General features: G+C 41.1%; 20 protein-coding genes. 11 read left to right on the top strand and 9 right to left on the bottom strand.

The features are described 5' to 3' along the window. Positions 1-17: 17 nt before the first annotated feature. Positions 18-1,208: a 2-methylaconitate cis-trans isomerase PrpF gene (prpF, locus tag FTV52_RS01940; protein ID WP_179989654.1), complete on the bottom strand. Its 1,191-nt coding sequence runs from the start codon at positions 1,206-1,208 to the stop codon at positions 18-20. Between the two features lie 321 nt (positions 1,209-1,529). Here prpF and FTV52_RS01935 point away from each other — a divergent pair, with 321 nt between their 5' ends. The 6 genes from FTV52_RS01935 to FTV52_RS01910 all read left to right on the top strand — a co-directional run bounded on the left by FTV52_RS01935 (position 1,530) and on the right by FTV52_RS01910 (position 10,047). Continuing rightward, on the top strand, positions 1,530-2,885 hold the full coding sequence (locus FTV52_RS01935) for an amino acid permease (protein WP_179989715.1): 1,356 nt from the start codon (positions 1,530-1,532) through the stop codon (positions 2,883-2,885). Between the two features lie 268 nt (positions 2,886-3,153). After that, a complete protein-coding gene (locus FTV52_RS01930) occupies positions 3,154-4,272 on the top strand; it encodes an ABC transporter ATP-binding protein (protein WP_179989652.1) in 1,119 nt (372 codons plus the stop codon). Between the two features lie 34 nt (positions 4,273-4,306). Next, entirely contained in the window at positions 4,307-5,323 is a 1,017-nt protein-coding gene (locus FTV52_RS01925; protein ID WP_179989650.1) for an extracellular solute-binding protein, read from the top strand. An 88-nt stretch (positions 5,324-5,411) separates the two neighbouring features. Continuing rightward, the gene (locus FTV52_RS01920) at positions 5,412-7,034 is read left to right on the top strand and encodes an iron ABC transporter permease (protein ID WP_179989648.1); all 1,623 of its coding nucleotides are present in this window, start codon (positions 5,412-5,414) and stop codon (positions 7,032-7,034) included. Positions 7,035-7,389: 355 nt separating this feature from the next. After that, positions 7,390-8,604 (top strand): OmpP1/FadL family transporter, encoded by a 1,215-nt coding sequence (locus tag FTV52_RS01915; protein ID WP_104852371.1) that lies wholly within the window; start codon positions 7,390-7,392, stop codon positions 8,602-8,604. A gap of 309 nt (positions 8,605-8,913) precedes the next feature. After that, the gene (locus FTV52_RS01910) at positions 8,914-10,047 is read left to right on the top strand and encodes an OmpP1/FadL family transporter (protein WP_179989646.1); all 1,134 of its coding nucleotides are present in this window, start codon (positions 8,914-8,916) and stop codon (positions 10,045-10,047) included. Positions 10,048-10,120: 73 nt separating this feature from the next. On the opposite strand, the gene thrH is transcribed toward FTV52_RS01910, so the two are convergent. Further along, positions 10,121-10,738 carry a bifunctional phosphoserine phosphatase/homoserine phosphotransferase ThrH gene (gene thrH / locus FTV52_RS01905; RefSeq protein ID WP_179989644.1) on the bottom strand — a complete coding sequence of 206 codons (618 nt, stop codon included), beginning with the start codon at positions 10,736-10,738 and terminating at the stop codon, positions 10,121-10,123. A gap of 190 nt (positions 10,739-10,928) precedes the next feature. On the opposite strand from thrH, the gene FTV52_RS01900 reads away from it, so the two are divergent. Further along, positions 10,929-11,660 carry a phosphoadenylyl-sulfate reductase gene (locus FTV52_RS01900; RefSeq protein WP_179989642.1) on the top strand — a complete coding sequence of 244 codons (732 nt, stop codon included), beginning with the start codon at positions 10,929-10,931 and terminating at the stop codon, positions 11,658-11,660. A gap of 178 nt (positions 11,661-11,838) precedes the next feature. Next, the gene (locus FTV52_RS01895; protein WP_096901778.1) at positions 11,839-13,218 is read left to right on the top strand and encodes a wax ester/triacylglycerol synthase family O-acyltransferase; all 1,380 of its coding nucleotides are present in this window, start codon (positions 11,839-11,841) and stop codon (positions 13,216-13,218) included. A gap of 59 nt (positions 13,219-13,277) precedes the next feature. Here the strand turns inward: FTV52_RS01895 and FTV52_RS01890 are convergent, their stop codons facing one another. The 6 genes from FTV52_RS01890 to FTV52_RS01865 form a co-directional block, all read right to left on the bottom strand. Then, complete coding sequence (locus tag FTV52_RS01890) at positions 13,278-13,448, bottom strand: PA1571 family protein (RefSeq protein WP_004975418.1); 171 nt, start codon at positions 13,446-13,448, stop codon at positions 13,278-13,280. A gap of 129 nt (positions 13,449-13,577) precedes the next feature. Next, on the bottom strand, positions 13,578-15,032 hold the full coding sequence (rng, locus tag FTV52_RS01885; protein WP_104852376.1) for a ribonuclease G: 1,455 nt from the start codon (positions 15,030-15,032) through the stop codon (positions 13,578-13,580). Positions 15,033-15,071: 39 nt separating this feature from the next. Next, positions 15,072-15,638 (bottom strand): Maf-like protein, encoded by a 567-nt coding sequence (locus FTV52_RS01880; RefSeq protein WP_004975413.1) that lies wholly within the window; start codon positions 15,636-15,638, stop codon positions 15,072-15,074. Continuing rightward, entirely contained in the window at positions 15,626-16,132 is a 507-nt protein-coding gene (mreD, locus tag FTV52_RS01875; protein ID WP_154320436.1) for a rod shape-determining protein MreD, read from the bottom strand. Before mreD ends, FTV52_RS01880 begins: the two co-directional genes overlap by 13 nt. After that, the gene (gene mreC, locus FTV52_RS01870; RefSeq protein WP_167846190.1) at positions 16,119-16,976 is read right to left on the bottom strand and encodes a rod shape-determining protein MreC; all 858 of its coding nucleotides are present in this window, start codon (positions 16,974-16,976) and stop codon (positions 16,119-16,121) included. The genes mreD and mreC overlap by 14 nt, the downstream gene beginning before the upstream one ends. 16 nt (positions 16,977-16,992) lie before the next feature. Next, positions 16,993-18,039, bottom strand: coding sequence for a rod shape-determining protein (locus FTV52_RS01865; protein ID WP_004975408.1), 1,047 nt, complete (start codon positions 18,037-18,039; stop codon positions 16,993-16,995). Between the two features lie 137 nt (positions 18,040-18,176). Here FTV52_RS01865 and gatC point away from each other — a divergent pair, with 137 nt between their 5' ends. The 3 genes from gatC to gatB are packed head-to-tail and all read left to right on the top strand — an operon-like array spanning position 18,177 to position 21,497. Next, a complete protein-coding gene (gene gatC, locus FTV52_RS01860; RefSeq protein WP_004975405.1) occupies positions 18,177-18,491 on the top strand; it encodes an Asp-tRNA(Asn)/Glu-tRNA(Gln) amidotransferase subunit GatC in 315 nt (104 codons plus the stop codon). 52 nt (positions 18,492-18,543) lie between these two features. Next, the gene (gatA, locus tag FTV52_RS01855) at positions 18,544-20,022 is read left to right on the top strand and encodes an Asp-tRNA(Asn)/Glu-tRNA(Gln) amidotransferase subunit GatA (RefSeq protein ID WP_179989640.1); all 1,479 of its coding nucleotides are present in this window, start codon (positions 18,544-18,546) and stop codon (positions 20,020-20,022) included. Further along, complete coding sequence (gene gatB / locus FTV52_RS01850) at positions 20,022-21,497, top strand: Asp-tRNA(Asn)/Glu-tRNA(Gln) amidotransferase subunit GatB (RefSeq protein WP_179989638.1); 1,476 nt, start codon at positions 20,022-20,024, stop codon at positions 21,495-21,497. The genes gatA and gatB overlap by 1 nt, the downstream gene beginning before the upstream one ends. A 44-nt stretch (positions 21,498-21,541) precedes the next feature. Here gatB and FTV52_RS01845 read toward each other — a convergent pair whose 3' ends face one another. Then, positions 21,542-22,813, bottom strand: coding sequence for a hypothetical protein (locus tag FTV52_RS01845; protein WP_179989636.1), 1,272 nt, complete (start codon positions 22,811-22,813; stop codon positions 21,542-21,544). Positions 22,814-22,816: the final 3 nt, after the last annotated feature.

The following is a 22,816-nucleotide window of genomic DNA, read 5'->3' as shown; positions in this document are numbered from 1 at the left end:
TCTGTTCGAAGCAAAACTTATTCTAATGTTTCCGCAGGTACACGCACCCAACCTTCCATTAATACACGTGCACTACGGCTCATCACAGCTTTTTTGACTTGCCATTGTCCATTTTCCTGTACGGCTTGCGCACCCACACGAAGCGTACCTGATGGATGTCCAAAACGTACAGCTTCACGCGCACCCCCACCTGCAGCCAAGTTGACCAATGTTCCCGGAATAGCTGCGGCTGTACCAATCGCGACTGCTGCTGTGCCCATCATGGCATGGTGTAATTTACCCATCGACAATGCACGTACCAATAAATCGGTATCTTCAGCCTGAATTTGTTTACCACTTGAAGATACATAACTTTTTGGCGCAGAAACAAAGGCAATTTTTGGCGTATGCTGACGTTTTTCAGCTTCAGCAATTTCCTGAATCAGCCCCATTTGTTTAGCACCATAAGCGCGAATGGTTTCAAAACGTGCCAAAGCTTGTGCATCACCATTGATTGCATCTTGCAGTTCTGTGCCTGTATAACCAATTTCTTCTGCATTTAGGAAAATTGTTGGAATACCCGCATTAATAAAGGTCGCTTGGAATGTTCCAATATCTGGCACATGCAAAGTGTCCACCACATTTCCAGTTGGGAACATTGCCCCACCTTCTTCGCCATCATCGGCAGGGTCTAAGAATTCAATTTGTACTTCTGCGGCAGGAAAAGTCACGCCATCCAACTCAAAATCACCCGTTTCCTGCACCTGACCATGCGTCATTGGAACATGCGCAATAATGGTTTTTTCAATATTTTTCTGCCAGATACGTACAGTACAAATGCCATTTTCTGGAATTTTACTGGCATCAACCAAGCCATTGCTGATCGCAAATGCACCGACTGCAGCCGTTAAGTTACCGCAGTTGCCACTCCAATCTACAAATGGCTGATCAATCGAAACTTGCCCAAACAAATAATCGACATCGTGATCGGGTTGAGTGCTTTTGGCTAAAATTACGGTTTTACTGGTACTCGAGCTTGCACCACCCATTCCATCAATTTGTTTGGCATAAGGGTCTGGACTGCCAATCACACGTAATAAAATTTGATCTCTAATTTTGCCTGGCTGCTGTGCCGCTGCAGGTAAATCATCAAGTTTAAAAAATACGCCTTTACTGGTACCGCCGCGCATATAAGTCGCTGGAATTTTAACTTGTGGTGCAAAACGCATGAATTTTATTCCCTTGTTTTTGATTGTTATGGTCAATATAAAAAGACCCTTTTGCATCATAACGGTTTTTATTCAAAAGGTATCGCGGTCTTGACTTAAGTATAAAAAAACAACATTTGGTAAATTTTACCCTAACCAGTCATCTTGATTTATAAGGCAAAAATAAAATTAATATATTGATTCACTTATCTTTTATACAAATAAAAACCATAAAATATTTTAATATTTATCATAAATTTATTTCATTATTGTCTAGCTACTAGGCTAATGAAATTTGATCTATTACAATCTTGTCACTTTTTCCTTGTCGGGCTGAATACTTTGAACAACGAGTCTTCACAACTTCAGCGTGGCTTAAAGAACCGCCATATTCAATTGATTGCCATGGGTGGAGCAATTGGTACAGGCTTATTCTTAGGTTCCGCGCAGGTCATCCAATCTGCTGGCCCTTCTATTATTTTGGGTTACGCCATTGGTGGTCTTATTGCATTTTTAATTATGCGCCAATTGGGGGAAATGATTGTTCATGAGCCCGTTGCAGGATCATTCAGTCACTTTGCCTATAAATATGCAGGTAAATTCCCTGGCTTTTTAGCAGGTTGGAACTACTGGATTTTGTATATTTTGGTGGCAATGGCAGAACTCACCGCAGTTGCCAAATATATTAACTACTGGTGGCCGCATATTCCTGCTTGGACTTCGGCACTGTTCTTTTTCATTGTGATTACCATTATTAACTTGGGCAATGTAAAGTTCTATGGTGAGTCAGAATTCTGGCTAGCAATCATTAAAGTCGCTGCTGTGGTTTCGATGATTGTGTTTGGTTTATATCTCTTACTTTCTGCAGATGCCAATTCAACCGCATCATTCAGCAACCTTTGGGCACATGGCGGCTTCTTCCCGCATGGCTTTGAAGGGTTATTCTTTATGTTGGCTTTCCTGATGTTTGCCTTTGGCGGCATTGAATTGATTGGTATGGCAGCAGCCGAAGCACAAGACCCAGAAAAAACAATCCCTAAAGCCATTAACCAAGTGGTGTTCCGTATCCTGATTTTCTATGTCGGTTCGCTCACTATTCTGTTGTCTTTAGTGCCTTGGAATCAGCTCGATTTAGGTGGTTTAGATAAAAGTCCATTCGTGATGATTTTTAGTCAGATGGGTATTGAATGGGCTGCACACTTACTGAATTTTGTGATTCTGACTGCTGCACTTTCTGTGTATAACAGTGGGATGTATGCCAACAGCCGTATGTTGTTCGGTTTAGCCAAACAAGGCAACGCACCAAAAATTTTCCTAAAAGTGAATAAACAAGGTGTGCCAATCCCAGCCGTCCTATTCTCTGCAGTGTTGATTTTTGGCTGTGTATTATTGAACTACTTTGTACCAGAAGAAGCCCTAAGCCACCTCATGTACATTGTGGTTGGTGCTTTGGTTCTAAACTGGGCGATGATCAGTTTGACTCACCTTAAATTTACCAGCACACTGAAAAAATTAGCGATTCCAACTAAGTTCCCTGCGCTATGGTCACCATTTAGCAACTATTTGGTTTTAGCGTTTATTGCAGTGGTACTTTATATTATGTGGACTCAAGGCTTTAAAGAATCAGTCATTATGATTCCTGTATGGGTGGTCTTGATGTACATTTTATTTAGAGTGCTTAATGCGAAAAAACCTTAATTTGCATAGTACGCATAGTACAGATTTCTAAAAATTGAAAAGTTATTGCTTCGGCAGTAACTTTTTGCTTTTAAGCCCCCCCTTTTAATAGCCCATAAATAAAGTGCTACACTTAAAATAATTTAAATTCCAACCTATTGTTTTCAGTTGATATTTCAACTTTTTGTAGCAAAAACTACATCATTTACATTCTAAATGATAAAAAGACTCTACATGAGAAGAATTCTTAGTTATCATTTGAGCACAAAATTTGTCGTGTGAATAAACTATGAATGCGTACGCTGCTCAACCTGCCAATGTCTTGACGATCCAACAGCTCAGTAAAAAGTTTGGTTCGCGTTTTGCAGTGCAACAAGCAACATGGTCAGCGATGAGTGGACAAATTGTGTGTTTATTAGGTCATTCAGGCTGCGGCAAAACCACAATGCTACGTCTGATTGCAGGCTTGGAAACACCAAGCAGCGGCACAATCCAACTGGAACAAAATACCTTGTGGAGTGAGCAAGCACAGATTCCTGCGGAAGCACGCAATATTGGTTTAGTGTTTCAGGATTATGCACTTTTCCCACATTTAAGTGTGTTAGACAATGTTATGTTTGGCTTAAAGAAATTTCCCAAAGCGCAGCGGGAAACCATTGCCAAACAAGCTTTAGCGCATGTTTCCATGTTGCATCATCAAGACAGCTATCCATATACACTTTCGGGCGGCGAACAACAACGCGTTGCCTTAGCACGTGCCTTAGCACCAGAACCGCAAGTTTTGTTGATGGATGAACCTTTTTCAAATTTGGATCATCGTCTGCGTGATCAAATTCGTCAAAATACCATTCAACTCCTCAAACAAACTGCAACGACTACGGTTATCGTGACACATGACCCAGAAGAAGCATTGCAAATTGCCGATCAAATTATTTTGATGCATCAAGGGCAAATTATTCAAATTGGTTCACCGAAACAACTTTATTTACAGCCGAAAACGTTGTTTGCTGCACGATATTTTTCTTCGTTGAATGAAATTCCAACGCGCATCAAGCAGCAAGAAATTCACACTGTATTTGGCAAGATTGATTTACCAGAACATGTAAACGCTCAAGACTCAATCGTTTGCTGCTTCCGTCCGCATCAATTGCGCCTCAGCCAAACACCAAGTGAAAATGCATTGCCAGCAAGCATTGTGTCATCCAGTTTTATGGGTCATGCACAACAACTGCATCTAAAACTACGCGATCATGATCTCACGCTTTTAGCACAAGTGAACCACCTTCAAGATATTCAACCTACTGATCAGGTCTATGTTTCTGTCGATTTAAACAGCTGTTATTACTTGGCTTCTGATGAGCAATCAGCCACCACACCGCCTTCTTCTCAGGCCGCGATTCAGGTTTAGATTTCAATTTAAATTTTTTAATTAGGAATACTGCATGAAACCACTGTCTAATTTATCATTGCTTGTTACAGGTTTACTTGCATTTAGTGCAAGTGTCGCACAAGCAGCGGAAGTCAATTTATACACCACGCGCGAACCTGTGCTGATTCAAACCTTATTAACCGAATTTACCCAAAAAACTGGGGTAAAAGTGAATACGGTTTTTATTAAAGATGGTTTATTGGAACGTGTAAAAGCAGAAGGTCGTCGTTCTCCTGCCGATGTGATGCTGACTGTAGATTTTGGCAATTTGGTTGATTTAGTAGAAAGTGGTTTAACCCAGCGCGTGAGTTCTAAAACCTTAAATAGTGCAATTCCTGCCAATTTACGTGCTGCCAATGGTCATTGGTATGCCTTGTCGATGCGTGCACGTGCCGTCTATGCCTCTAAAGACCGTACACCGCTTAATGCGATTACTTATGAAGATTTAGCCAATCCAAAATGGAAAAATAAAATCTGTATTCGCTCAGGCAACCATCCATATAACACTGCTTTAATTGCGGCTTATATTGCCCATCATGGTGAAAAACAAGCCGAAACTTGGTTGCGTGGCGTGAAAGCCAATTTAGCACGCCCAGCAAGTGGTGGTGACCGAGATGTGGCGCGTGATATTTTAGGTAAAATTTGTGATATTGGCGTTGCCAACACCTATTATGTCGGCACGATGCGTACAGGTGACGCGGAACAAAAACGCTGGGGCAATGCGATTAATGTTGTGTTACCACGCTTTAAAAATGGTGGAACGCATGTCAACGTATCGGGTGCAGTGGTTTCTAAACATGCACCAAACCGTAAAGAAGCCGTACAGTTGCTCGAGTTTCTAGCTTCTGATCACGCGCAAGCCATTTACGCACAAAACGGCTTTGAATACCCAGTCAAACCTGGGGTAAAAATTGACCCAATTATTGCTAGCTTCGGTAAACTCAATATCGACTCGATTCGCTTAAGCGATATTGCACGTCACCGTAAAGCCGCCAACTTATTGGTCGATAAAGTCCAGTTTAACCGCTAAAATTTTCTGCTTTTATCTTACAGTGCAGCGCTTTGCACTGTAAGATGCTCAGCTGATCCCTCCTCCCTTATTTAGTACCTCTATTGCAATGCTTAAAAATAAATTTAATTTTTTATTTTCGCTCAGTGGGTTATTGACGCTACTCGCCTGTTTACCTGTGCTCGCTTTAATTTGGACAGCATTACAAGGTGATAGCGAAATTTGGGGGCATCTGCTGCGTTATGTAATTCCACACACGTTGGCAGAAACAGGGATTTTATTGTTGGGTGTGGGTATTCTCACCATCCTGATTGGTACAGGCAGCGCATGGATTGTAACAGCGTATCAATTCCGAGGTCGTGCATTTTTAGATTGGGCCTTACTGCTGCCTTTAGCCGTACCAACTTATATTATTGCGTATAGTTATATCGACATTTTGCACCCCATTGGCCCTGTGCAAAGTATCCTGCGGGATGGGTTTAATTTAGAATTACAACAGTTTTGGTTTCCTAATATTCGTACAGTTTGGGGCGGCATCTTCTTGCTTAGCTTTGTACTGTATCCGTATGTGTATTTAAGCACCCGTGCAATGTTTCTGATGCAATCGGCCAGTTTAATTGAGGTTGCACGTACATTAGGATTAAAACCCGATCAAGTGTTTTTACGTGTTGCAATTCCACTGGCACGTCCTGCAATTGCTGTGGGTACTAGTCTGGTTTTAATGGAAACCATTAATGATATTGGTGCAACAGAATTTTTAGGCATTAAAACCTTAACTTTGTCGATTTATTCAACCTGGACCAATCAGTCCGATTTAGCCAGTGCTGCACAAATTGCCATTTTCATGTTGATGATTATTACCTTATTGGTGTTAGTAGAGCGTTTAGGACGACGTAAACAGCGCTATATGAACTCGGCTCAACGCAGCCGTTTAATGCCTGCACAATCAGTCAAAGGTGTTAAAGCACTCGTATTATTGGGTTTAGGTTTAATTCCTGTCTGTATTGGCTTTTTAATTCCAACCAGTCATTTATTGGTCGAATCCTATAAACGTATTCAATATGCAGGGTTCTCAGATTATCTGATCCAAGCATCCATCAACACACTGATGCTTGCCAGTATTGCCACCATCGTCACCATTTTGATTGGCTTCTTTATTGTCAGTGCTGCACGTTTTAGCAAACACAACTGGTTTAGCCGCATTTCTAGCTTAGGTTATGCCATTCCAGGAACCGTTTTAGCGATTGGTCTCATGCTGGCTTTGGGTAAAATTGATCATGCCATTGCCGACTTTTTAGAATTTAAATTAGGGATACACACAGGTTTATTATTCCTCGGCACCAGTTTTACCCTTATTTATGCTTATGCTGTGCGTTTTTTAGCTATTTCAGTAGGTGGCATTGAGTCAGGCTATAACCGTATTCATGGTGTTTTTGATGATGCTGCACGTAATTTAGGACAAAACAGCTTTGCGATTTTATGGCGTGTGCACTTGCCATTATTGCGTCCTGCCATTATTTCTGCAGCTTTATTAATCTTTGTAGACTGCATGAAAGAGCTGCCAGCAACTTTATTGCTCCGTCCTCTAAATATGGAAACACTCGCTACCCAATTGTATGCAGAAGCCTCTAGAGGAACTTATGAAGATGGTGCTGTGGCTGCCTTGTTGATTGTATTGGTCGGTCTTATTCCTGTTATTTTATTGGCAAAGCTTGGAAAAACCACACGTTAATGCACACCATTTTGTTGCAAGATATGCCTTGCAACAAAATAAGTTTCGAAAAAAAGTATTTTTTTTAACCAATTAAAAACATTTAAACAAGAGATTCATTTTTAGATTTTATTCTTTAATTTCAATCACTAACAAGCCAAAAACCCATAAAAATTAGAACAAATACTCTATTCAGCGTGTTTTTTATACTGATTAGTTTTTTCTAGAGCATTTACTCTTATTTTAATTGTGATATTTTTGTCACATGGAGTAACAAATGGTCTCGGTTTGCACAAGTCGAAATCATCCTAAATGAAAGCTTAAAGCATCAACAAAAACTGTCATAAAAGACTTTATAGCCCAAGGGAAATGTATAATGAAATTAAAAGCACTTAGCACAGCAATGATTTTAGCAACTGTACCAATGACAGGTGCTTTTGCTGCAGCAATGGATCGTTCTGGTCAATCTATCGCTGCGTTCTTACAACCGGGTAACTATTTTGAAGCTGGCATTTCTGTATTAGACCCAGATGTATCTGGTACAAGTTCTGCTGCTTTAGGTGGACAGGCAACAGGTGACATGGCGAGTGATTATTACTTCCCTCACGCTGCCTTAAAACTACAAGTAACCGATCAGTTTTCTTTCGGTGTAATTTACGATCAACCATTCGGTGCAGAAGCTGAATATACAGCTCAATCTCTTGCATTCAATCCAACAGGAAATGATGGTACTCGTGCTGAAGTTACAACTGAAAATTTAACTTTCTTATTTGGTTTCCAACCAACTGAAAACTGGAATATTTATGCGGGTCCAGTTTATCAAACAGCTAAAGGTGATGTTGCGTTACGTGGTGGGGCTTATGGTCCTTTTGGAGCTTTAAGTTATAATGCCAACATGAAAGAAGACAGTGAGCTAGGGTGGATTGCTGGTTTGGCTTACCAAATTCCAGAAATTGCCTTAAAAGCCTCTTTGACTTACCGCTCTGAAATCGAGCATGAATTGCAAGCCGCTGAAAATGTAACTCACCCTCTTGCTGGTGAACTAAGTGGTGTAGCAATGGTTGGCGCCATGAACCCTGCAGCACTCGCACAATATCAACCAGGTAAAACTGCTGTAACAACCCCACAGTCTGTTAATTTAGACTTACAATCTGGTATTATGGCTGACACTGTAGGCTTCCTTAATGTTCGCTGGGTGAATTGGGATGGTTTTTCAATTCGACCTAATGACTTTGGTTATGTTGTTGACTTATTAGTACCAGGCGCCAATCTAGTTGAATATAATAAAGACCAATGGTCTGCTACCGCAGGCGTAGGTCGTAAATTAAATGATAAATGGGCAGGTAATGTATCTGTAGGTTGGGATTCTGGTGCTGGCAATCCAGTCACAACATTAGGTCCAACTGAAGGCTATTGGAACGTAGGTCTCGGTGTTCAATACTCACCTGCGCCAAACTACTTTATTGCGGGTGGTGTTAAATACTTCTGGTTAGGTGATGCAACCGCTACAACTGCAGCTAGTCCAAATGTTGGTGAATTTAAAGATAACAATGCCATCGCATACGGTCTAAAAATGGGTTACCGCTTCTAATCTCTTGTTTTTCAAAGGAGCCACCCTTCAGGGTGGCTTTTTTTGCACTTAAAACCTCCAGTTTTTATACAAGTGTTAACCAAATGTTCAAACTTAAAGCAATTAAACTCATATTTACCCAAACATCACCCTAAAAAATTATTTAATAAAATTCATTTACTTAAGACCTAAAAATAGTACTTTTACTCTAATCAACTGCGATTTATAACTTATTCAGTTCATTTATTCTGCGAAGTTGAGCATTTACTCTTTTTTTAAATATGTTACTTTTCCTGCACTTTTTGTTACATAAAGCATCACGGAACGACCATGAAGCTCAATAAAATCTATTCGGCTATTTTACTTAGCACTCTCCCACTTACACCTGCGCTTGCTGCTGGTTTAGACCGTTCCGGTCAATCTATTGCTGCATTTTTACAACCAGGTAATTATGCAGAAGCAGGTATTTCAGTTTTAGATCCAACAGTTAAAGGAAAAGATCTTATAAAAAATAACGTCAGCGATATGGCTGAAGACTATTACTTCCCTTCTGCTGCAATTAAAGTACAAGCGACTGAACAAATTTCTTTAGGTCTTTTATATGATCAGCCATTTGGTGCAGATGCGATGTATAGCCTAGAACAGAGCATGTTTAATAATGGAATTGAAGGCACAAAAGTAGAAGTGGAAACACACAACCTTACTGCTTTAATTGGTTACCAACCTACAGAAAACTGGAATTTTTACGCAGGTCCAGTTTGGCAAACCGTAAAAGGTACAGTATCGTTACGTGGGCTTGCATACGGAGGTGAGGATAAACTTGGCAGCTACGACATTAATTTAAAAGAAGATGATGCTTACGGCTGGCTTGCTGGATTTGCTTATCAAATTCCTGAAATCGCATTGAGAGCTGCGGTTACCTATCGTTCAGAAATCAAACATGAACTCGATACAACTGAAACTTTTGGGTTTGGCGCAACTCAACGACCAAATGCACTCACTGAAGTTGTAACTCCGCAATCAGTAAACATTGATTTTCAAACAGGTGTTGCAGCCAATACTTTAGCTTTTGCCAATATCCGTTGGGTACATTGGGATCAATTTGCGGTCACACCAAAGTTTTTAAATGCAGCTTCTGGCAATAACCTTATTGACTATTCAGATGATCAATGGTCTGCAACCGTAGGCGTGGGTCGCAAGTTTAATAGTCATTGGTCTGGTTCTGCTTCTGTAGGTTGGGATTCTGGTGCAGGTAACCCTGTAACTACTTTAGGCCCTGTTGAAGGCTTCTGGAGCGTAGGTTTAGGTGGTCAATATAGCCCTGCGGAAAATTATTTTATTCAAGCTGGCGTAAAATACTTCTGGTTGGGTGATGCCACTGCACGTACGGGTACAACAGACGTTGGTGAATTTGAAGACAACTATGCTTTGGGTTATGGTCTAAAAATCGGCTACCGCTTCTAAATCAATGCACTGTTAATATCGCATAAAAACAAAGGGCATCAAATGATGCCCTTTATTGTATTCAGCTTCGGAATTAAGCTGGAATATCACGTACCGAAGCACCACGAATTGCTTCTTTTAATGCTTCATAACCATAAATTGCAGGGAATTGTGGGAATTCTGCAATCACATTTTCAGGTGCATCAAATAAGAAACCTTTGTCCGCTTCACCTAGCATCGTTGTATCGTTATACGAATCACCTGCAGCAATTACACGGAAATTTAAACCGTGTAAGGCTTTAACCGCCTGGCGCTTTTGGTCGGGTTGACGCAATTTATATGCTGTAATCATGCCATTTTCATCTGTTTCTAATTTATGACAGAAAATGGTTGGCCAGCCCAATTGCTTCATCAACGGATGTGCAAACTCATAGAACGTGTCTGAAAGAATAATCAATTGGAAGTGTGTGCTCACCCACTCGACAAACTCTTTCGCGCCCGGGAATGGCCCCATGTCTGCAATCACGGCCTGAATATCATTTAAGCCCAAGCCATGCTGCTTTAAAATATTTAAACGCTGAGTCATCAACACATCGTAGTCTGGAATATCACGTGTAGTTGCTTCAAGTTCTTTAATGCCAGTTTTTTTAGCAAAGTTAATCCAAATTTCTGGAACTAACACACCTTCAAGATCAAGACATACGATTTCCATGGGTTCTCCCAAAATACCTGTAAAAATTTTTCCCTATCATAGCCGAAGATTTGCTATTTGCCTTGTTCTTTTTTAAATCTATTTCATTCATAAGCATTTATTTTTTAGTGATAAGACCTTTTTAGGAATTCCATTAAAATAATCCGCTCAAGAACAAAGATTAGCCCTCAAGCCGACTGCAGGAAGATTTATGCGCACCATTCCCACCATAGACATTGTTGATGCACTCGCGACTGAATATGCCGATAAATCACCGAGCGAGATTTTAAAACTTGCTTTGAACCAGCAGGGTGAAGTTGCAATTTCTTTTTCTGGCGCAGAAGATGTGGTACTGATTGATATGGCGTCTAATTTAGGTTTGCCATTTCGTGTATTTAGTTTAGATACAGGACGTTTGCATCCTGAAACCTATCAATTTTTAGAAACTGTACGCAAATATTATAATATTGAGATCGAAATTTGCTTTCCTGAAACCGAAACAGTCCAACAATTGGTACAAGAAAAAGGCTTATTTAGTTTTTTTGAAGATGGACATCAGGAATGTTGCGGAATTCGTAAAGTTCAGCCTTTACGCAAAAAGCTGGCAACACTAGATGGCTGGATTACAGGACAACGTAAAGACCAAAGTCCGGGTACACGCCAAGATATTCCTGTCGTACAAGCAGATGCAGGATTTTCAGGTCCTAACAAGCAATTAATCAAATACAATCCACTGGCAAACTGGTCAAGCAGTGACGTGTGGAATTATATTCGCATGATGGAAATTCCATACAATCGTTTGCATGAAAAAGGTTTTATTTCAATTGGCTGTGAACCTTGCACCCGCCCTGTGTTGCCAAATCAACATGAACGTGAAGGTCGTTGGTGGTGGGAAGAAGCAACGCACAAAGAATGCGGTCTACATGCTGGAAATTTAAAATAATACATCTATTACTACAATAAAAATCACAGTTTTACTGTGATTTTTATTGACTTGCGATGGCGCAAAAATCACTATATTTGTTTGATAAAAAAGATATACTGAATTAAATCTTATATAACTCTAAAAACCTTGTTCAGATAAGAACAAGCGTAGAAATTGCAGTGAGGCAATCCACAATATGCGTCCATTACACCCTATTGATTTTATTTTCCTATCACTCGAAAAACGTCAACAGCCCATGCATGTGGGCGGATTATTCTTATTCCAAATTCCAGAACATGCACCAGCCACTTTTATTCAAGACTTGGTTGCCGATATTCGCAATTCAAAGTCGATGCCTATTGCACCATTTAACAATAAGCTCAATGGTCTGTTTTGGGATGAAGATGAAGAGTTCGATCTCGATCATCACTTCCGTCATATTGCCTTGCCAAAGCCAGGCCGTATTCGTGAATTATTAACTTATATTTCACAAGAACACAGCTCGTTGATTGATCGTGCCAAACCTTTATGGACTTGCCATATTATTGAAGGCATTGAAGATAATCGTTTTGCAATGTTCTTTAAAATTCATCATGCCATGGTAGATGGTATTGCTGGCATGCGTTTGGTGGAAAAATCCCTTTCGCACGACGAAAATGCAAAAAGAATTGTACCGCCTTGGTGTGTGGAAGGTCCGCGTGCTAAACGCCTGAAAGAACCGAAAGTCAGCCGTTTAAAGAAAATTTTTGGTGGGGTTAAAGGTCAGTTTGAAGCAACCCCTCGCGCAGTTTATGAAGTATCACAAACTGTTGCCAAAGATATGGGACGTAATCCTGATTATGTCTCCAGCTTCCAAGCACCAAGCACCATCTTAAACCAACGTGTGAGCGCCTCACGTCGTTTTGCCGCTCAATCTTTTGAGTTTGCACGTTTGCACCGTATTGCCAAAGCTTTAGGCGTAACCATTAATGATGTGGTGCTGGCAATTTGCTCAGGCGCATTGCGTGAGTACTTACTCAGCCAATATGCATTACCTAAAAAACCTCTTATTGCAATGGTGCCTGCCTCTATTCGTGATGACGATTCTGAAGTATCCAATCGAATCACCATGATTTTAGCCAACTTAGGTACGCACAAAGAAGATCCGCTTGAACGTTTAAAAATTGTGCGCCGCAGTGTACAAAATGCCAAGCAGCGTTTTAAGCGCATGAATGCCAATCAAATTATGAACTATAGTGCTTTTGTTTACGGCGCTGCTGGTTTAAATATTTTGTCAGGCATTATGCCAAAGCGTCAGGCCTTTAACTTGGTAATTTCCAATGTACCTGGCCCACGTGAACCTTTGTATTGGAATGGTGCAAAGCTAGATGCACTATACCCTGCTTCAATCGTGTTAGATGGACAAGCTTTAAACATTACCATGACCAGCTATTTAGACAAATTAGAAGTTGGTTTAACTGCTTGTCGTCATGCCTTACCGAAAATGCAAAACTTATTGCAACACTTAGAAGATGAAATTCAGCGCTTTGAACAGATTATTGATGCGCCTGAAGGGGTCAATAAAATCGTGGATTGATACGTCAATCCATCAGAAAAATAATTCAATAGAATCAATTAAGGGGCAATTGCTGCCCCTTATTTTTGAATAGTACGACACTGTTTTAATAATTGCTGACAAACTGCGCTAACCATTGCAGTGGTAATTTGAGTTTCTTTACCTTGCTCATCCACAATATAACCGTTATGTGTCACTTTACGATCTAATACTTTTAAACTCTTTTGAATCACAACTTTACTCATACCCATGACATACCTCATTTGCTAAACCGAGGGAGATGTTCGGCTTTGGCTACTCTGTATGCTTAGTATTGAGAATTCACTCAAAAAAGTAAAATTTCAGATGTAACAACTGTTTAGCGATATCCTGTTACAATTTCAGCTCAAAATGATATCGTATTGCTCTTGCGTATATAAATTTTCCACCTGAAATTTAATCACACGGCTGACAAAGTGCTCTAAATCCGCCACTGCTGGCGCTTCGGCAGTTAACAATCGGTCAATCACCGATGGGTGCGCAACGACAGTAAAGCCACGTTGTGATTCAAATGCGCGTGCGTATCTTAAAATTTCTCGAAAAATTTCGTAACATACTGACTCTGCTGTTTTGACATATCCCCGTCCCTGACAAGTTGGACAGGCTTCACAAAGTAAATGTTCTAATGATTCACGGGTGCGTTTACGGGTCATCTCGACCAAGCCCAGTTCAGACACTTGGGTAATTTTGGTCTTGGCATGATCTCGTTCAAGCATACGCTCAAACTGACTCAAGACTTCATCACGATGCTGTACTTCTTGCATATCAATGAAGTCGATAATGATGATGCCACCCAAATTACGCAAACGTAACTGGCGGGCAATGACCTGTGTCGCTTCCATATTGGTTTTAAAAACAGTGTCTTCTAAAGTCCGACCACCGACATAAGAACCCGTATTCACATCAATGGTGGTCATGGCTTCGGTCTGATCAATCATCAGATAACCACCTGACTTTAATGCCACACGGGTTTGCAATGCTTTTTGAATATCTTCTTCGACATTGTATAAATCGAACAGTGGGCGCTCGCCTGGGTAATGAATCAGGCGATTGTGCATATTGGGCACAAACTCATCCACAAATTCTTTTAATTTGGCGTGAATTTCACGAGAATCGACATAAATTTTGGCGGTGTTATCATTCGCCAAATCACGAATTACGCGTTGCGGTAACGGCAACTCTTCAAAAATCAAAGAAGGCACAGCAATGCTTTTTTGTTTACGCTGAATGTATTCCCACAATTTTGCCAAGTAACACATATCTTGCACTAAGGCCGCTTCATCGACGCCTTCGGCTGCTGTGCGTACAATCACTGAGCCTGGTAATTTATGCTCAGCCTGAATGGTTTCAATGATCCCGCGTAGACGCTCACGTTCTTCACTCGATTCAATGCGTTGTGATACGCCAATATGACTGCCATACGGCATTAGAACCAAATAACGCGAAGGAATGGAAAGATCAGTGCTCAGTCGTGCGCCTTTAGTACCGAGCATATCTTTCATCACTTGCACGGTTAGAATTTGCCCAGGCTGCAATAATTCAAAGACATTCGGTGTAGGTTGGCTGCGCGGCCAAATCATGTCATTGATATGCAAAAAAGCAGTACGCGATAAACCAATATCGACAAAAGCGGCTTGCATGCCTGGCAGCACGCGCACCACTTTGCCTTTATAAATATTGCCCACCAAACCACGCTTGGCTGTACGCTCAACGAATAGTTCATTGACCGTGCCGTTTTGAATTAACGCCACCCGACACTCCATCGGTGTGACGTTAATCAACAACTCGTCAGACATAATAAAACTCAAAACATTATAAAAATTTTTGTGCAGCAGTTAATTTAGTGCCTTAACTGTCTGTAATAACTGTACGGTTTCATAGAGTGGCAGGCCGACAACATTGCTATAACTGCCCTCAATACGCGGAATATAACGTGCTGCGATGCCCTGAATCGCATAAGCACCCGCTTTTCCAATCGGCTCACCTGTTGCCCAGTAGCTTTCCATATCATCTAGGCTAAGCGATTGAAATTCAACCTGTGTACGTACCACTATACTGGATTTTTTCTGTTTTGTACGCACACAAACCCCTGAAAAAACATCATGTTTTCGACCAGAAAGTTGTGACCAAATGGCAAAGGCATGTGCTTTGGATTCTGGCTTGCCCAAAATCTGCCCATCTACGCCTAGACTGGTATCGGCAGCAATCACAATAGCATCAGGAAATAGCCGTAAAACCGCATCGGCTTTGGCACATGCCAACCGCTCAACATACGCGGCAACATCTTCGCCCGCTAAAATAGATTCATCGATGTCTGGACTGTAAATTTCAAATTCCAGCCCAAGCTGTTGCAGGAGTTCCCGACGGCGCGGTGAACTTGAGGCAAGAATTAAATGCGCCATTTTCGCAAGAAATAATACAGCACAGGCCAGAGCAAAATACTACTCAGCAAAGGTTGCCAATGACGGGCAAATGGGAACTGAATCCCACCCATGACTTGCATCACCCAAATCAGGGCGAGGTGAGCCAAAATTGCGATTACACTAATGACCCATAAATTCGCAAACGTCATAATACGGCGCTCACGAGTCAGGAAACGCGCCACAAAAGTAATCACCACAAAACTTAGGGCATTCATGCCCAAAGGTGCATCGAGGAGCAAGTCTGCAAACAAGCCTGTACCAAAGGCAAACCAAATACCACACCAAGTTGGTTGCCCAAGCACCCAAAACAAGGTCACCATCAACATAAACAATGGTCGCCAACCCGAGCCTGTATAAGACAGCGGATACACCATGAGTACAGATGCAGCAATTACAGAAAAAATAATCGGAAATAGTGGATCTTTATTCTTGTTTTGTCCGAGTCGGGTTTGTCCAATTTTAGCGATTGGCATTTGGCTGCTCCTTCGCTAAAGATTCTGAGAACAGCACCACCACATGATGACCACCCGCCAATTGTGCTGCAGGCATCACATCAATTTGTGCAAACTCACCAGAATTATGTCGGCTGATTTTGGCAATGCTTCCAACCAAATATCCTGCAGGGAAATGCTCGCCCAAGCCTGAGCTATAGACTTTCTCTCCAACCTGAATATTGGCACTGGTCGGTACATATTCCATTTTCAAACGCCCTAAATCGCCCGTACCCGACACAATGGCTCGCATGCCTGTATGTTCCAAACGCACTGAAAGTGAGTGTTCTTTGTCAGAAAGCAACATGACACGGCTACTGTGTGGATACACAGCAATGATCTGCCCCATAATGCCTTTATCATCCAAAACGGTTTGCCCGACTTTGAGCTGATTTTGTGAACCACGGTTAATCACAATAATGTGGCGCAAAGGATCGGCATCGGTACCAATTACTTCAGCAATTTCCATGCGTCCATCAATGATTAGAGGCGTATCGAGTAGACCACGCAGGCGGGTATTTTCTGCAGAGAGTTCAGACAATTTTTGCAAACGGACTTGAGCCTGTAATAGCTCTGCCTGCATCGCGGTATTTTCACGACGCAATTGAGCCTCAGACTTACTTTGTTGACTTAGCCATTCTCGCGACAATACAGGATAGCTTGCAAGGGCATAAATTGGATTATATGCCGCATACAAAACATCACGTGCAGGTTGAATTACATGCGGGACACGCCAGTTAAAGAACAGGATGACCAAGCAAGTAATGACCGCAATTATAAAAGAGCGAAAAGATGGCGGTTGTCTGGAAAACAGATTTGTTTGCACCGCCGAATCCTATGTATTAGCCAACAAATAACATATCGTGGTTTGGATTATCAAAGAATTCCAAGACCTTGCCACCACCGCGGGTAACGCAAGTTAATGGTTCTTCAGCGACTACCACAGGCAAGCCAGTTTCTTGTGCCAAAAGCTTGTCTAGGTTACGCAATAACGCACCTCCACCGGTGAGCACAATTCCACGCTCTGCAATATCGGAAGAAAGTTCTGGTGGAGTTTGTTCCAGTGCAGATTTTACTGCCGATACAATGCTTTGTAACGGATCAGAAATAGCTTGGGTAATTTCATCAGAAGTTACAGTAATGGCACGTGGCACACCTTCTGCCAAGTTACGACCACGTACTTCAATTTCCAGTGGTTTAGCACCTTCATCTGGCAATGCCATACCAACTTCTTTCTTAATAGTTTCTGCTGTGGTTTCACCAATCACACAACCATGTGCCTTGCGCACGTAGTTAATGATTTGCTCATCAAACACATCGCCACCAATACGCAATGAATCTGAATAAACACAACCTTGTAATGAAATAATCGCGATTTCTGTCGTGCCACCACCAACATCTACCACCATTGAGCCACAAGCTTGCTCGACAGGCATACCTGCGCCAATTGCTGCTGCCATTGGCTCTTCAATTAAACGTACATCACGTGCGCCTGCGTTAAACACGGCTTCACGAATCGCACGGCGCTCTACCAAAGTAGATTTGCATGGTACACACACCACTACACGCGGTGCAGGTGGGAATAAACGTTTTTCATGCACTTTGCCAATAAATTGGTTCAGCATGGTTTCAGTCACTTCAAAATCAGCGATGACACCATCTTTCATTGGGCGAATTGCAGAAATGTTTGCAGGGGTACGACCCAACATTTGTTTGGCATCAAGACCGACTGCGGCAACAATTTTCTGTGAACCGCTGTGACGAATTGCCACAACTGTCGGTTCATTTAATATAATGCCTCGTCCTGGCGCATAAATAAGTGTATTTGCTGTACCTAAATCAATGGCTAGGTCTGGCGAAAACAAGCCAATTAGTCGTTTTAGAATCACGGAGTCGTTCTCGATTAAACTTTATGTGGACGCAAGTTGGCAACTTTAACTAAATGTGGTGCGTTGAACAAGTCAATCGCTTATTATAACGCACGATATTTTGAAATTTTTTATTAATACTGATTTTAGGTGATGTTATGTCTACCTCGGATGCTCAGCATTCTGCAGATTTAAATGCACAAACAGTTTCAGCAATTGCCCATCTTGCTCGTCTTAAACTCAATGATACGCAATCTGCTGAGTATGCTCAAAGTCTAAATAAAATTTTAGGCATGATGGAAAGCTTAAAAGGCATAAATACCGATGACGTTGAGCCTTTAAAAAGCCCATTTGACCACCCTCAACCATTACGTGAAGACGTCGTAACCGAACAGAATCATCGTGAGCAATATCAAGCTGTTGCCCCTGCAGTTCAGGATGGCTTGTACCTTGTTCCACGTGTGATTGAATAATTTATTCGGCTGTTACATTTTGACTTCATAAAAAGGTAAAAGAATTTTTCTCATGACAGATTTACATCGCTTATCGATTCGTGAAATCTCTGAGGGTTTAGCGGCAGCCAAATTCTCCTCTCGCGAACTAACAGAACATTATTTAAAACGTATTGCCAAAATTGATCCGCAAGTGCGCTCTTATGTCACCGTGACCAATGAAGTAGCACTGGCACAGGCGGATGCAGCCGATGCATTACGTCAGGCGGGTCAAGCGACAGCACTGACAGGTATTCCTGTTGCACATAAAGATATTTTTTGTACCCAAGGCATTAAAACCTCTGCGGGTTCAAAAATGCTGGACAATTTTATCTCGCCTTATGACGCAACTGTGGTGGCACAAGGTAAAAATGCAGGTTTGGTCACTTTGGGTAAAGTGAACATGGACGAATTCGCAATGGGTTCAACCTCTGAAAGTTCGTTCTATGGCGCGACCAAAAACCCATGGGCACTTGACCATGTACCGGGTGGTTCGTCAGGTGGTTCTGCTGCTGTCGTGGCGGCTGACCTTGCACCATTTGCTACAGGTACAGATACAGGTGGTTCAATCCGTCAGCCTGCGTCTTTCTGTGGTTTAACAGGTCTAAAACCAACTTACGGACGTGTTTCACGTTACGGCATCATTGCTTATGCATCGTCTTTAGATCAGGCAGGCCCAATGGCACGCTCTGCAGAAGACTGCGCATATTTAATGAATGTGATGGCAGGTCATGACGCCAAAGACTCAACCTCTATGGATAAAGCGGTTGAAGATTATGTCGCGAACCTGAATACAACAACGCTTAAAGGCTTACGTATTGGTATCCCGAAACAATACTTCAATGTGGCAGGCTTAGATGCTGCAGTGAAAGCACGTGTTGAAGAATCGCTGAAAAAATTAGAAGAGATGGGCGCCATTCTAGTTGAGATTGATCTCAACATGACTGAAAGCTACGTGCCAACTTACTATCTGATTGCGCCTGCAGAAGCATCGTCTAACCTTTCTCGTTACGATGGTGTGCGTTATGGCTACCGCGCAGAAAATCCTCAAGATATTTTAGATCTTTACAAACGCTCACGTTCTGAAGGTTTTGGCGCAGAAGTGCAACGTCGTATCTTGATTGGTACTTATGCCCTTTCTGCGGGTTATTACGATGCTTACTACGTGAAAGCGCAAAAAGTACGTCGTTTAATTCAGCAAGACTTCTTAAAAGCCTTTGAACAGGTCGATGTAATTGCAGCACCAACTGCACCAACAACTGCCTACAAAATTGGCGCGTCTTTAGACCCTGTTGAAATGTATTTGGGTGATATTTACACCATCGCGGTGAACTTAGCGGGCTTACCTGCAATTAGTGCGCCTGTTGGTTTTGACCAAGATCACTTGCCTGTGGGTTTACAATTAATTGGCAATTACTGGTCTGAATCACAACTGCTATCTGTGGTACATCAGTATCAACAAGCGACCGATTGGCATACTCAACGCGCTGCAATTGCTGAGGAGAACGCATAATGGCGAAGAATACTGCTAAACCCAAATCAAACCTGATTGATGGCTGGGAAGTCGTAATTGGTATTGAGATTCACACTCAGCTTGCAACCAATTCTAAAATTTTCTCGGGCTCATCAACCGAATTTGGTCAAGACCCAAATACGCAAGCCAGCCTTGTTGATTTAGCCATGCCAGGCGTCTTGCCAGTGCTGAATAAAGAAGTGGTGGACTTGGCAATCCGTTTTGGTTTGGGCATTGATGCTTACATCGACCAAGCATCTGTATTTGCACGTAAAAACTATTTCTACCCTGACTCGCCTAAAGGCTACCAAATTAGCCAGATGGATAACCCGATTGTAGGCTTGGGTCATATCGACATCCAACTTGAAGATGGCACGACCAAACGCATTGGTGTGACCCGTGCGCACCTTGAAGAAGATGCAGGTAAATCGATTCACGACCAATTTGAAGGCATGTCAGGTATTGACTTAAACCGTGCAGGCACACCTTTATTGGAAATCGTATCTGAACCAGATATGCGTTCGGTTGAAGAAGCGGTTGCTTACATTAAAGCGATTCACACACTGGTTCGTTGGTTAGGTATTTCTGACGGTAACATGGCTGAAGGTTCGTTCCGTGCGGACTGTAACGTGTCGTTACGTCGTCCGGGTCAACCCTTCGGTACACGTTGTGAACTTAAAAACCTGAACTCATTCCGCTTTATTGAACAAGCGATCAATGTTGAAATTGAACGTCAAATGGAAATCTTGGAATGGGATGGTACGATTGACCAAGAAACACGTTTGTTTGACCCTGTGAAGATGGAAACGCGTTCAATGCGTTCGAAGGAAGAAGCCAACGATTACCGTTACTTCCCTGATCCAGACTTGTTGCCTGTGATTATTCCTGATGCGCAAATTGAAGCCATTAAAGCGACTATGCCTGAGCTTCCTGCTGCACGTCGTGCACGTTTCGTGGCGGACTTTGGTGTAACTGAGTACGATGCTCACGTGCTCACATTGACTCGTGAAATGTCAGAATTTTACGAAGCTGTGGTTGCTGCGGCTGGTGGCGCGGCACAAGGTAAAGTATCTGCAAACTGGGTAATGGGTGAATTCTCTGGTGCTTTAAACAAAGCAGGCTTAGATTTGGCGGACTCTCCTGTTTCTGCGGAAAAACTTGGCGGTATGATCGCGCGTATTGTGGACAACACAATTAACGGTAAGATCGCGAAGCAAGTATTCGGCTTTATGTGGGAAGAAGGCAAATCTGCGGACGAAATCATTGCTGAAAAAGGCTTGAAACAGGAAACTGATACAGGCGCGATTGAAGCGATTATTAAAGAAGTTCTTGCTGCCAATGAGAAGATGGTTGAAGAGTATAAATCTGGTAAAGACAAAGCCTTTAACGGTCTTGTTGGTCAAGTGATGAAAGCTGCGAAAGGCAAAGCCAACCCTGCACAAGTGAATGAATTGATGAAGAAATTGATTGGTTGATCTGATCTTTCTTTAAAAGAAAACCCGCGAAAGCGGGTTTTCTTTTAAAAATTAGTATAAGGACTAAAGTCAAAGTTCGGATCTAAATTAGTTATTGCTGTTTTAACTATTGAATGATCAGAGCTTTTCGCCCAACGAGCCCAACATTGATCATTAGAATTTGCTCTTTCAATAAGACTTTTCAATTGAACAATATTAAAATTTTCTAAATTAGGTCTGATTAGTTTATCAAATGTTCTATCAGCTTCATTAAATGAGCTAGACTGACAATATCCATAAACACAGAAATCATTAAATTCTTTTATACAATTATGTTCAATAGATTGTTTTTCAATAATTTCTAAATTAGTTATAACAAAATTTCTTGCATCAGTTGTGATCAAATAATTAATATAGTCAATTATTCTTTGATGCTTTATGATTTGATATTTTTTGTCAGAGTTTTCATCATCTATAATTGCATGAATAGTTTGTATACTTTCACTTTCAAAAAAATCAATAACAAATCGATTTAATACCAGAAAATCTAGTAATGCTTCTTTTAATTCATTTTCAAGCTTCAAGTCTGAAATGAATGTTTTTTCATTTTGTAAAAAGACCAAGAATGATTCTTTTTTATTTTTAATAATAACTTGCAGTATATCGAGATTAATTTCTCTATTAGGTTTAACATCCACATTGTTAATTTTAAAAATATATTTCCATAATGTTTTTATAAATTTAATTAATACATTATTGGGAATTTTATTTAAAAACTTATGAGTAAAATAACGCTCACGATCTTCAAAAGTCACTAATGTATCTTTTACAGTGTTCAAATCTGTAAAAATAACTTCAAGAATCTTTGATGAAAAAAGAGCTTCTTTGGTTAGAACACTCTCTAAAGCACTTCTAATTAGGCTATAAACTTTTTCTTTAGCAGGCACATGTAATAAATCGGCAGAGGTTATCACTGGGTGTGCTGATACATGTCTCATTTGTTGCAAATATTCTAAATCAGCGACTTCATAAGTTTCAAAAAAATTTAATTGTTTATGAAACTTGTCAATAATCTCAGATTCCCATTTTGAAGATTTAGGATCTCTAGTCTGCTCTTGGCGAATATCATCAAGTATTTGTAAGGCTTTTGGATCATTATAAATACTATCCAAATCATTTAATTTACTTACAAGATCCGTTACAACAACTGACCACAACATTACTGTAGCTGATCGATAATTCCCCATTGTGTAAGAAGAATGAACTTCTTTAAATAATTCTTTAGTATATGGATTTTTAATATTTTCAATGGATTCATCTATAGAAAAATAACTCATTTC

It is taken from the genome of Acinetobacter sp. YH1901141 (assembly GCF_013416935.1).
Classification (GTDB): Bacteria; Pseudomonadota; Gammaproteobacteria; order Pseudomonadales; family Moraxellaceae; genus Acinetobacter; species Acinetobacter towneri.
The sequence above is the reverse complement of the archived record's forward strand: the minus strand, read 5'-3'. Positions and strand labels throughout refer to the sequence as shown.